The sequence below is a fragment of the Rhizobium sp. USDA 4016 genome (genome assembly GCF_056279705.1).
In genome coordinates, this window is sequence record NZ_JBWCCY010000002.1 from 1,616,739 (window position 1) to 1,629,487 (window position 12,749).

The 12,749-nt window shown below is 61.1% G+C and carries 10 protein-coding genes; all 10 read left to right on the plus strand.

What is annotated here, in order from left to right; translation table 11 throughout:
- Positions 1-2: 2 nt before the first annotated feature.
- The gene (locus ACZ9DP_RS08830; protein WP_476201281.1) at positions 3-1,727 is read left to right on the plus strand and encodes an ABC transporter ATP-binding protein; all 1,725 of its coding nucleotides are present in this window, start codon (positions 3-5) and stop codon (positions 1,725-1,727) included.
- The gene (locus tag ACZ9DP_RS08835; RefSeq protein WP_194731299.1) at positions 1,724-2,941 is read left to right on the plus strand and encodes a mandelate racemase/muconate lactonizing enzyme family protein; all 1,218 of its coding nucleotides are present in this window, start codon (positions 1,724-1,726) and stop codon (positions 2,939-2,941) included. Before ACZ9DP_RS08830 ends, ACZ9DP_RS08835 begins: the two co-directional genes overlap by 4 nt.
- A 12-nt stretch (positions 2,942-2,953) precedes the next feature.
- Positions 2,954-4,141: a galactarate dehydratase gene (locus ACZ9DP_RS08840; RefSeq protein ID WP_074071707.1), complete on the plus strand. Its 1,188-nt coding sequence runs from the start codon at positions 2,954-2,956 to the stop codon at positions 4,139-4,141.
- 424 nt (positions 4,142-4,565) lie between these two features.
- Entirely contained in the window at positions 4,566-4,655 is a 90-nt protein-coding gene (locus ACZ9DP_RS08845; protein ID WP_022717970.1) for a K(+)-transporting ATPase subunit F, read from the plus strand.
- Between the two features lie 34 nt (positions 4,656-4,689).
- A complete protein-coding gene (kdpA, locus tag ACZ9DP_RS08850; protein ID WP_476201283.1) occupies positions 4,690-6,393 on the plus strand; it encodes a potassium-transporting ATPase subunit KdpA in 1,704 nt (567 codons plus the stop codon).
- 9 nt (positions 6,394-6,402) lie between these two features.
- Entirely contained in the window at positions 6,403-6,558 is a 156-nt protein-coding gene (locus ACZ9DP_RS08855; RefSeq protein ID WP_194731301.1) for a hypothetical protein, read from the plus strand.
- A gap of 44 nt (positions 6,559-6,602) precedes the next feature.
- Entirely contained in the window at positions 6,603-8,690 is a 2,088-nt protein-coding gene (gene kdpB / locus ACZ9DP_RS08860) for a potassium-transporting ATPase subunit KdpB (protein WP_476201286.1), read from the plus strand.
- Positions 8,691-8,702: 12 nt separating this feature from the next.
- Positions 8,703-9,272 (plus strand): potassium-transporting ATPase subunit KdpC, encoded by a 570-nt coding sequence (gene kdpC, locus ACZ9DP_RS08865; RefSeq protein WP_476201287.1) that lies wholly within the window; start codon positions 8,703-8,705, stop codon positions 9,270-9,272.
- Between the two features lie 65 nt (positions 9,273-9,337).
- Complete coding sequence (locus ACZ9DP_RS08870) at positions 9,338-12,046, plus strand: DUF4118 domain-containing protein (protein ID WP_476201288.1); 2,709 nt, start codon at positions 9,338-9,340, stop codon at positions 12,044-12,046.
- A complete protein-coding gene (locus tag ACZ9DP_RS08875; RefSeq protein WP_476201290.1) occupies positions 12,043-12,735 on the plus strand; it encodes a response regulator transcription factor in 693 nt (230 codons plus the stop codon). The genes ACZ9DP_RS08870 and ACZ9DP_RS08875 overlap by 4 nt, the downstream gene beginning before the upstream one ends.
- Positions 12,736-12,749: the final 14 nt, after the last annotated feature.

The following is a 12,749-nucleotide window of genomic DNA, read 5'->3' on the forward strand; positions in this document are numbered from 1 at the left end:
GTATGACTGACATGGTTTCCATCACCGGCGGCAGACCGCTCCTGCAGGTGAACAACCTGACCGTCGACTTTGCCTTGCGCAACGGCGTCTTTCGCGCAGTTGACGATCTTTCCTTTTCGATCGATCCGGGAAAAACCCTCTGCGTCGTCGGCGAGAGCGGTTCCGGCAAGTCGGTGACGGCGCGTTCCATTCTGCAGATTGTAGACGCGCCCGGCCGCATCGCCGCAGGCTCTATCGTGCTGAACGGCAAAGACGGCCGTCCCGTTGATCTCGTCAGTCTCAGCCCGCGCGGGCGCCAAATCCGCGCCATACGTGGTCGCGATATCGCGATGATCTTCCAGGAACCTATGTCGTCACTGTCGCCGGTGCACACGGTGGGCGACCAGATCATCGAAGCCCTCCGTCTTCACACCAGAATGAGCAAGGCGCAAGCACGCGCCGAAGCGATATCCCTCCTGCAGCAGGTGGAAATTCCCTCCCCGGAAAAAGCGGTCGATCGCTATACCTTCCAATATTCGGGTGGCATGCGCCAGCGCGCAATGATCGCAATGGCACTCGCATGCAAGCCTCAACTGCTCATCGCCGACGAGCCGACCACGGCTCTGGACGTGACCACGCAAGCCGAAATCCTTGACCTGATTGCCCGGCTGCAGAAGGCCTATGGCATGGCGGTGCTCTTCATAACGCACGACATGGGCGTCGTGGCGCAAATCGCCGACGACGTGCTTGTCATGCACAACGGCGTTGCGAAGGAATATGCGCCGGTCGAGCAGATCTTTCATGCGCCGAAAGACAGCTACACCCGAATGCTGATCGGCTCCGTTCTGAAGCTGGAGGCCAAGGCCGAAATCAGGCTGGCGAGGACGCCGCTCGACAAGACGGCAGCGCCCATCCTCGAACTCCGCAACGTCTCAGTGGATTTCGGCGAGGTCAAAGCGCTCGACGACATTTCCATTTCGCTCCTGCCACGCGAGACGCTCGGCATTGTCGGCGAAAGCGGCTCAGGAAAGACAACGATGGGCCGCTCGATCATGCGCCTCATTGATCCGACGGCGGGCGAGATCGTCTATCGCCGTGCCGATGGTGGCATGATCGATCTGGCGACGGCGAAAGGACAGATGCTTGCCATGGCCCGACGCGAACTGCGCATGGTGTTCCAGGATCCTTTCGGCTCTCTCAATCCCCGTATGACTGTCTCTCAAATCATCGGCGAGCCGCTGCTTGTCAACGGCGTCGCGAGCGGGCGGGCGCTCGACGAGCGCGTCTGCCACCTGATGGAACAGGTAGGTCTCGATCCTGCGAGCCGCGAACGCTATCCGCATGCCTTTTCGGGGGGCCAGCGTCAGCGCATCGGAATTGCCCGCGCCATCACGCTCAACCCGCGCGTCATCGTTGCAGACGAAGCGACCTCGGCGCTCGACGTATCCGTCCGCTCCCAGGTGCTCGACCTTTTGATGCGCCTGCAGGATGAACTCGGCCTTGCCTACATCTTCATCAGCCACGACATCGGCGTCATTCGCTACATGTGCGACCGTGTCGGCGTGATGTACAAGGGCCGGCTTGTCGAGGTCGGGGATGCGGACAAGGTCTGCAACACGCCCGAGCACGCCTACACGCAAGCCCTCATCTCCGCCATTCCGCGCCCCGACCCGCGCGATCGCGATCACTCGCGGCGTTTCCGCTACGTCGAACCAGGCAATTTGAAGAACGGGAGTTCTGTGCGATGAAGATCACCGGAATTAGAACCTTTCTCATGCATGCGGGCCAACCTGACCCCTCGAAACGGGCCTTGGACACGAGATCGCGAGACGACGCGTCCAAAATGCTTCCGGGCACCAGAAACTGGCTGTTCTTGAAGCTCGATACCGACGAGGGCATCACCGGCATCGGTGAATGCTCGGGCTGGCCGCGGGTCATCGAGACGGCAATACACGATCTCGCACCACTCCTTATCGGCGAGGACCCCGCCAATATCGAACGGCTCTGGCAGAAGATGCATATCGCCATGATGGGCCACGGCATGCTGGGAACAGTTGGCGGCGGCGCCATGACCGGCATCGACATGGCACTTTGGGACATTAAGGGAAAAGCCCTCGGCGTGCCGGTCTGGATGCTGCTCGGCGGCAAGGTGCGCGACCGGATCCCGATCTACTCCCATGCAAACACACCCGAGCGGGCGCTTGCAGCCAAGGAGCGCGGTATCAAGGCGATCAAGTGTGGCGGGGTGGCCGATCCGGTCCGCAAGGTCGCTGCTTTGCGCGAGGCGGTCGGCAACGATATCGACATTGCGATCGATCTGCACGGACCGCCATGGCTGACGCCTGCAGATGCCTGCCGGCTGGTGCGGGCATTGGAGCCTTACGAACTCTTCTGGGTCGAAGATCCGATTGCCCCTGACAACACCGATGGCTATCGGCGTATTCGCGATGCGGCGCACGTGCCTTTGGCGGCCGGCGAGCGTTCGGCGACCATCTTCGGCGAACGGGAACTTATCGAAGAAGAACTGGTCGACGTGATCCAGCCGGATACCGGCCGGGCTGGCGGCATTACGCAGATGAAGAAGATTGCGGCAATGGCCGAGGCGCACCATATCCAGGTGGCACCGCATTCCGGCTCGCTTGGCCCGGTCGCCGAATATGCCGCCCTGCACGTGCTTGCTGCGATCCCCAACGCCCTCATCCTCGAGCGCATCGATGACGACTGGGATGGCCGCCGGCAGACGATCGTGCCTCATCCCGAGCAGGTCGACGGATTGATTGCAGTTCCTGATGCGCCGGGGCTCGGCTGCGACATCGATGAGACGTTCGTGGCTCGCTTCCCAAGTGGCGGCAACGTCTCGATACCCGTGCCGGAGGATGCCGGCTCGTACAATCCCGGAACCTACAACGAGCATCTCTATGTGCAGACACGTCTGTCGCGCCGCGCCTATTTCAATCGGTAGAAGGACAACAAGATGAAGATCGACCGCATGCGGGCTTTCATGACCCGCGACAAGGACCGTCCCCGCGTCATCGTCGCCCTCGACACGGATGACGGCCTGACAGGATGGGGCGAATGCTATAACCATGGTCCGGACAAGGCGCTTCCGCCGCTCTTGGATTATCTCTACGCCTTCCTGTCCGGCCAGGATCCGACACGTGTCGACTATCTCGTGAATCTGCTCATCCAGCAAAGCAGATTTCCGCCAGGCGCACTGGGGCTGGCTGCAATCTCCGCCCTCGATCACTGCCTGTGGGACCTTGCCGCCAAAGCCGCAAACGTTCCCGTCTACAAGCTTCTGGGTGGCGAAGTGCGCGATCGCATCAAGGTCTATGCGGGCGTCTATACGGCACCGGATGCGCCGGCGGCCCGCGACGAGTTCGACCGTCTGAACGCTGAATGGGGTTTTACCGCTTTCAAGCTCAGCCCGTGGCGCATCGACATGCACGCCCATCGCTGGGGCAACGTCGTCAAAGCCTCGGCGGACTATTTTCGCACACTGCGGGAAACCGTGCGCGACGACTATGAGATCGCGTTTGATGCGCACGCCAAGATCTTCGAGCCGATTGCAGCCCGCCAGCTCGGCAATGCGCTGGCACCTTATGATCCGCTGTTTTACGAGGAACCGCTTCGTCCGGAAAACATCGAAGCCTGGGGTGACCTCAAGCAGGGGCTCAACTGTGTGCTCGCAACCGGGGAATCGCTTTACAATCGAAATGAATTCCTGCGCCTGCTGCAGGTGAAGGGTGCCGATCTGATACAACCCGACATCTGCGTGGTTGGCGGCATCAGCGAAATGCGGCGGATTGCGTTTCTCGCCGAGGCTTTCTTCGTCGGCGTGGCACCCCACAACCCCATGGGCCCGCTGGCGACCGCGGTCAACGTTCACTTTTCGGCTGCCGCCCAGAACTTCCGCATTCTCGAATACCGATTGCCGAAAGGCCAGGCCTATGTCTATGGCGGCAACGACATAGAAAGGCGGCAGGGCGAGACGCGATATGTCGTCGATCCCTATCTGCCGAAGGACGGCTATCTGGAACTGCGGCCCGATCGGCCGGGCTGGGGCGTGGAGATGGACGAAGGGGCAATGACTGAGGAAGGTTACGTTCATTGGCAACGGCGCGTCCCGAAACGGCCAGACGGCTCCTATGCCTTTGCTTGAGAGCGAGACGGTTCCGACCGCCGCCACCCGGCGGTCAGCCGCCTGCGACATCATTTTCATCACAATCGCAGTAAAATGCTGGTTCCACTCGCGCTGAACCCTTCGTCAGGGATGCCGTGGAAGGCAAAGGTCACCCCAGGGCATTTATAAGATTTTTATATTGGCGCTCTTCGGCCCGTCTCGAACCTTTATGCGGTTCGGCCGCATATTGACGCCCGAGAGATCGACAAGATCATCTCCACGCCAGAAAGCATGAAAGGTGCCGTTTTTCGAAACGGTGCCCTCGTCTTGTCTGACTCCAAAGAACAACAATAGGAGCCAAGATCGATGATGGACATCATCCTGCTCGGCATCGCGGTGGCATTCTTCGCAGTGTGCTTTGCCTATACCAGCGCCTGCGACCGACTCTGAACGGAGAAACATCATGACGCTCGATTATATCCTAGGCGGTGCGGTGACGGTGTTTCTGACCGTCTATCTCACCTACGCCCTCATTCGCCCCGAGCGCTTCTGACTAGGAAGCAGCCGGGTACTGAAAGTTACTTCCCATGACCCTCAACGGATGGCTTCAGATCCTGCTTTACTGCGGGATCGTCCTCGTGCTCGTCAAACCGATCGGCGGCTACATGACGCGTGTCTTCAACGGCGAGCGCACGTTCCTCTCCCCGGTCCTCGTTCCGATCGAACGGGGGCTTTATGCCATTGCCGGCACCAGCGCGCGCGAGGAACAGCATTGGACCTCCTATGCTTTTTCAATGCTGCTTTTCAATTTCCTGGGCGTACTCGTGCTTTATGCGTTGATGCGCTTGCAGGCCGGTCTGCCCTATAACCCCGCCGGCATGAGCTCCGTCCCGCCGGACCTGTCGTTCAACACCGCCGTCAGCTTCGTCACCAACACGAACTGGCAGAATTACGGCGGCGAAGGCACAATGTCCTATCTTACGCAGATGGCAGGGTTCACCGTTCAGAACTTCGTGTCGGCGTCAACCGGCATCGCCATCGCCGTCGGTTTGATCCGCGCCTTTGCGCGCGCCTCCGGCAAGGCGATCGGCAATTTCTGGGTCGATATGATCCGCAGCACGCTCTATGTGCTCCTGCCGCTCTGCATCGTACTGACGCTGGTCTATGTTTATCTCGGCGTGCCGCAGATGCTCGGCCCGTATGTCGAAGCGACGACGCTTGAGGGCGCTAAACAGACGATCGCTGTTGGTCCCGTCGCCTCGCAGCTCGCAATCAAGATGCTCGGCACCAATGGCGGCGGTTTTTTCAATGCCAATTCCGCGCATCCCTTCGAAAATCCCGATGCCATCTCAAACCTCGTCCAGATGCTCTCGATCTTTGCGATCGGTGCAGCACTGACCAACGTCTTCGGTCGCATGGTCGGCAACCAGCGTCAGGGCTGGGCGATCCTTGCCACCATGGGCATCCTGTTCGTCGTCGGCGTTGGCGTCACCTACTGGGCAGAGGCCGCCGGTAACCCGCTGATGCAGTCCTTCGGACTGGTCGGCGGCAACATGGAAGGCAAGGAAGTCCGCTTCGGCGTCGCCCTGTCCTCGCTCTTTGCAGTTATCACGACCGCTGCCTCCTGCGGCGCGGTCAATGCGATGCATGGCAGCTTCACCGCACTCGGCGGGCTGATACCGCTGATCAACATGCAGCTCGGCGAAATCATCGTAGGCGGTGTCGGCGCAGGCTTCTACGGCATCCTGCTCTTCATCATCGTTGCCGTTTTCGTGGCAGGCCTCATGGTCGGCCGCACGCCGGAATATCTCGGCAAGAAGATCGAAGCCAAGGAAATGAAGATGGCTGTCCTTGCCATTCTCTGCCTGCCCTTGGCCATGCTCGTCTTCACCGCGATTGCCACCGTGCTTCCGTCGGCCGTCGCCTCAGTCGGCACGGCGGGTCCGCACGGCTTCTCGGAAATCCTCTATGCCTATACGTCGGCTGCGGCAAACAACGGTTCGGCTTTCGGTGGCCTGACGGGCAACACCCCCTGGTACAACATCACGCTCGGTATCGGCATGCTGATGGGCCGCTTCCTGGTCATCATTCCGGCACTCGCGATTGCTGGCTCGCTGGTCACCAAGAAGACGGTTCCGGCCTCGGCAGGCACCTTCCCGACCGATGGTCCGCTCTTCGTCGGGCTTCTGAGCGGCACCATCCTGATCGTCGGCGGCCTCACCTTCTTCCCGGCGCTGGCCCTCGGCCCGGTCATCGAGCACCTGATGATGATCACCGGTCAGACCTTCTGAGGTGAAGACATGATCCTTCGCCACAGACTTCGCAAATCCTTCAACTCACGTCCCGGTTTGCCGGGACGTGAGGGCGAGCGGATGGCGCGTGCCTCCAACATCATCCTCGTCATGATGGCCGGCCTCCTCGTCATCCTCGCCGCCCTTAGAATTTTCCATGGCTGACCGGAAAGCCGCTCGCCTCACCTCGTTTCAAGCTGGAGTCTCTCATGAGCCAGGCAAAATCCGCGAGCATCATGGATTCTCGCATCCTCATTCCGGCCGTGGGCGCCGCTTTCAAGAAGCTTAACCCGCGCACTCTTGCCAAGAACCCCGTCATGTTCGTCGTGGCCACGGTATCCGCCCTCACGACCATCCTCTTTATCCGCGACCTTGTAGGCGGCAGCGCAGACCTGGGCTACTCATTCCAGATCAATCTCTGGCTCTGGTTCACGGTGCTCTTTGCGAACTTCGCGGAGGCTGTCGCCGAGGGCCGCGGCAAGGCGCAGGCGGACTCACTGCGCAAGGCACGCACCGAAACACAGGCCAAGCTGCTCACGGCCAATAACGGCACCGGCTACCGCATGGTACCCGGCACGAGTCTGAAGGTCGGCGATCTCGTCCTCGTCGAAGCCGGCGATATCATCCCGTCGGACGGAGAAGTCGTCGAAGGTGTGGCCTCGGTCAATGAAGCCGCCATCACGGGCGAATCTGCCCCGGTCATCCGAGAATCGGGCGGCGACCGCTCCGCTGTTACCGGTGGCACGCAGGTGCTTTCCGACTGGATTCGTGTTCGCATCACGGCGGCTGCCGGATCGACCTTCCTTGATCGCATGATCTCGCTCGTCGAAGGTGCGCAACGCCAGAAGACACCGAACGAGATCGCGCTCAATATCCTGCTCGCAGGCTTGACGCTGATCTTCGTTCTCGCCACGGCAACGATCCCGAGTTTTGCGATTTATGCGGGCGGCTCGATCCCGATCATCATCCTCGTTGCACTCTTCGTGACATTGATCCCGACGACAATCGGCGCCCTGCTCTCGGCGATCGGAATTGCCGGCATGGACCGCCTCGTTCGCTTCAACGTGCTCGCCATGTCCGGCCGCGCCGTCGAAGCCGCCGGCGACGTGGATACACTGCTGCTCGACAAGACCGGCACGATCACCCTCGGCAACCGTCAGGCAACCGCCTTCCATCCGGTCCGCGGTGTCTCCGAGCAGGAGCTTGCCGACGCAGCCCAGCTCGCTTCTCTTGCCGACGAAACGCCCGAAGGCCGCTCGATCGTCGTGCTTGCCAAGGAGAAATACGCAATTCGCGGCCGCGAGATGGCAAGCCTGAAGGCACATTTCGTACCCTTCACCGCCCAGACCCGCATGAGCGGGGTCGACATCGAGGGCTCATCAATACGCAAGGGCGCTGTCGACGCAGTGCTTGCCTATGTCGGCTCCGGCTCAGCCTCTGTCTCGGGCAACGCTGCCGTAGCCCTGCGCACCAATAGCGATGTGGTGAGGGAGCTGCAGACAATTGCCGACGAGATTGCCAAGGCCGGCGGCACGCCGCTTGCCGTTGCCCGTGACGGCCGTCTGCTTGGCGTCATCCAACTCAAGGATATCGTCAAGGGCGGCATCCGCGAACGCTTCGCCGAATTGCGTCGCATGGGTATCCGCACCGTGATGATCACCGGCGACAATCCGATGACCGCTGCTGCGATCGCCGCAGAAGCCGGCGTTGACGACTTTCTGGCCCAAGCCACGCCAGAGAACAAGCTGACGCTGATCCGCGAGGAACAGGCGAAAGGCAAACTCGTCGCCATGTGCGGCGATGGCACCAACGACGCACCAGCCCTTGCCCAGGCCGACGTCGGTGTCGCGATGAATACCGGCACGGTCGCCGCCCGTGAGGCGGGCAACATGGTCGACCTCGACAGCGATCCGACGAAACTCATCGAGATCGTCGAAATCGGCAAGCAGCTGTTGATGACCCGCGGCGCGCTGACGACCTTTTCGATCGCCAACGATATCGCCAAATACTTCGCGATCATCCCGGCGATGTTCCTCACCTTCTATCCGCAGCTTTCCGCACTGAACGTCATGGGTCTGTCGTCGCCGCAAAGCGCTATCCTGTCGGCAATCATCTTCAACGCGCTGATCATCATCGCGCTGATCCCCTTGTCGCTCAAAGGCGTGCGCTACCGCCCGATTGGTGCCGGCGCCCTGCTTTCCCGCAACCTTTTGATCTATGGTCTTGGCGGCATCGTCGTCCCGTTCATCGGCATCAAGGCGATCGACATGCTGATCACCGCTGTCGGCCTCGCATAAGGAGTACGAGCAATGTTGAAACAACTTCGTCCGGCAATCGTCATGATCGTTGCCACCACGGCCATCACCGGCCTGCTGTACCCACTCGCCATGACGGTCGCCGCGCAAGCACTCTTCCCGGCGCAGGCAAACGGCAGCCTGGTCGAGAAAGACGGCCAGGTGATCGGCTCGACGCTGATCGGCCAGGCCTTTACCAGCGACACGTATTTCCACGGCCGTCCTTCGGCGGCAGGTGACGGCTACAATGCTGCAAGTTCCAGCGGTTCGAACCTCGGCCCGACCAGCCAGAAGCTGATCGACCGCGTGAAGGCCGACTACGAAGCGGCCAAGGCCATCAACCCTGGTGCAGAGGTCCCGATCGATCTCGTGACCGCCTCCGGAAGCGGGCTTGACCCGCATATTTCGCCGGACGCCGCCTACTTCCAGGTGCCGCGCGTCGCCAAGGCTCGCAACATGGACCAGGCCGCGGTGAAAGCCCTGGTGGACAGCGTCATTCAGGCTCCTGAACTCGGCATCCTTGGCGAGCCCACCGTCAATGTTCTGGCATTGAACCAGTCCCTTGATGCTTCTATGACTCAGTGACGGTTGAAGGCCCCCGGAACGCTCGCAGGCGCTCCGGGGCTTGCTGACAGAGAAAGATTGCGCGAATGCCGGACGACAGAAGCGATCAGGCCGCAAGGCCTTCTCCCGACGCGCTTCTCGAGAAAGCGCGCGCCGAAATGCGCGGCCGTCTGAAGATATTTCTTGGCGCCGCCCCTGGCGTCGGCAAGACTTATGAAATGCTGGTTTCCGGACGGGCAAAGCTTGCGGACGGCGTTGACGTTGTCGTCGGGGTGGTTGAGACGCATGGCCGCAAGGAAACGCAGGCGCTGCTCGACGGCTTCCGTATCATTCCGCGGGCGAAGGTCCAGTATAAGGGCCACACCCTGGAGGAGATGGATCTCGACGCCATCCTCGCCCGCAAGCCGGATCTCGTCCTCGTCGATGAGCTCGCCCATACGAACGCAGAAGGCAGCCGCCACCCGAAACGTTATCTCGATGTCAAGGAGCTGCTGGACCGCGGCATCGATGTCTATACGACGTTGAATATCCAGCATGTCGAGAGCTTGAACGACGTCGTTTCGCAGATCACCCGTATCCGCGTTCGCGAGACCGTACCGGACTCGGTGATCGACTTGGCTGACGATATCGAGATCATCGATTTGACGCCCGACGACCTGATCAAACGCCTGCACGACGGCAAGGTCTATGTGCCGAAAACGGCCGAACGCGCGCTGAGCAACTATTTCACGCCCGGAAATCTGACGGCGCTTCGTGAACTCGCATTGCGCAAGACCGCACAGCGCGTCGACGACCAACTCGTCAGCCATATGCAGGCGCATGCCATCTCCGGTCCCTGGGCTGCCGGCGAGCGTGTGCTGGTTTCGATCGATCAGCATCCGCGATCAGCCTCGCTGGTGCGTTATGCTACGCGCATGGCTTCGCGGCTGCGCGCGCCGTGGTCAGCGGTCTATATCGAAACCAATCAGTCGATCAGTCTGACAGAAGAACAGCGCGATACGATCGCTGCCACGCTGCGGCTCGCCGAGCGGTTAGGCGGCGAGGCTGTTACCCTTCCCGGCAGCGGGGTTGCCGAGGAATTGCTTCGCCACGCAAGCGCCAACAACGTAACACATATTGTGGTTGGATCACCCGTGAAGGCGACATGGCGCCAATGGTTTCAGCACTCGCCGGTCGACGAGCTGATCCGGCGCGCCGGTGGTATCAGCGTTCACGTCATCTCCGGCAACGAGAAGGACGGCAATGCAGGCCGCGGCGTCAAGCCGGCACCCGCATTGCCGGCCTTCAACATCAAGGCCTATCTGCTTGCAACGATCTACGTTGCGGCAGCACTCGCCTTCAGCACGGTGCTCGATCAGGTTCTGGACGTGCGCAACCTTGCTCTCGTCTTCCTGATGTCCGTCCTCACCTCCGCGGTACTCCACGGCTTGCGGCCCGCGCTCTACAGCTGCATTCTGGGCGCACTTGCCTTCAACTTCTTCTTCCTGCCGCCGCGTTTCACCCTGACGATCAGGGATCCTGAAAGCGTGGTCGCCTTCTTCTTCTTCATCGGCGTTGCCGTGATTGCGAGTAATCTCACAGCGACCGTTCAGCGCCAGGCGGCGGCCGCTCGACAGCGTGCGCGCACCACCGAGGACCTTTATCTTTTTTCCCGCAAGCTTGCGAGCACCGGCACGCTCGACGATGTACTCTGGGCAACGGCCTTTCAGATCGCCTCGATGCTTAAGGTGCGGGTCGTCCTGCTCCTGCCCGAAGGCGGAACGATTGCGGTCAAGGCCGGATATCCGCCGGACGATACGCTGGACGATGCCGACATCGCCGCTGCACGCTGGGCCTGGGAACACAACCATGCCGCCGGGCGCGGCGCAGAGACGCTTCCCGGCGCGAAGCGCCTTTATGTGCCGCTTAGAACCGGACGTACCGCCGTCGGCGTCATTGGCCTCGACAGCGACCGCCGCGACGGTCCACTCTTTACGCCTGAACAGCAGCGGCTCCTGGATGCGCTTGCCGATCAGGCAGCACTTGCCATCGAGCGTATACAGCTTGTCGCCGATGTCGATCGCGCCAAGCTTGCCGCCGAAGCCGATCGCCTGCGCTCCGCCCTGCTGACGTCGATCTCGCACGATTTGAAGACCCCGCTCGCAGCAATTCTCGGCGCCGCCGGCACGCTGCGTGACTATTTCGGTTCCATGCCGATGGAAGACCGAAACGACCTTCTGGCGACGGTCATCGATGAATCCGAGCGGCTGAACCGGTTCATCGCCAATCTGCTCGACATGACGAAAATCGAATCCGGAGCCATGGAGCCGAACTATGGTCTGCACTATCCCGGCGACATCGCTGGCAGCGCGCTGAGACGGGCCGCCAAGATCCTTGACCGTCACAAGCCTGAGATGATCATTCCGGCTGACCTGCCGATGGTGCGCGTCGATCCGGTGCTCTTCGAACAGGCGCTCTTCAACCTGCTCGACAATGCCGCGAAATATGCGCCTGAAGGTTCGGCGATCCGCATCGAGGGATGGGCCGACGCCGGAGAGGTCGTCATTCAGGTCGCCGACGAAGGCCCAGGCATTCCACCCGCTGACCTGACGCGCATCTTCGACACCTTCTACCGCGTCCGCAAGGGCGATCAGGTGCGCGCCGGAACGGGCCTTGGCCTTTCCATCTGCCGCGGCTTCATAGAAGCGATGGGCGGCACGATCTTCGCCGGAAACCGCAAGGACCGCTCCGGTGCCATCTTTACGATCCGTATGCCAAAACCCAATGACATTCCAAAACTGGACGAACTCAAATGACCGGTTCAGCCGTGAAAATTCTCGTCGTCGACGACGAGCCGCCGATCCGTAAACTGCTTCGTGTCGGGCTCAGCGCGCAGGGCTACGAGGTTCATGAGGCGCCGAATGCCGCCAGCGCCCACCAGGCGGTAAAGGATAGTGAGCCGGATCTCATCGTTCTGGACTTGGGGCTTCCCGACAAGCCTGGCCATGATCTGCTGCGCGAATGGCGCGAGGATGGCCTTTCCATGCCCGTCGTCATCCTCTCCAGCCGCACCGACGAGACAGGCATCGTCAAGGCGCTTGAAACCGGCGCCGACGACTACGTGACGAAACCCTTCGGCATCAACGAGCTCGGGGCCCGCATTCGCGTGGCGCTCCGCCACCGGCTGCAGCAGCAGGGAGAAAAGGCAATCTTTCAGACACGCGGTCTTTCGATCGACCTCGTCAAGCGGATCGTCAAGGTGGACGACAGGGAGATCAAGCTGTCGCCGAAGGAATACGATATCCTGCGCGTGCTTGCCCAGCATGCCGGCAAGGTGCTGACGCATCAGTTCCTCCTGAAACAGGTCTGGGGGCCGGCTGCCGACGTTCAGTATCTGCGCGTTTACGTCCGTCAACTGCGGCAAAAGGTGGAGCAGATTCCGGACCAGCCGCAATACATCACCACCGAGACCGGGGTCGGCTACCGGCTCAGAGAGCCGGATTGAGTTCCGGCATCTTA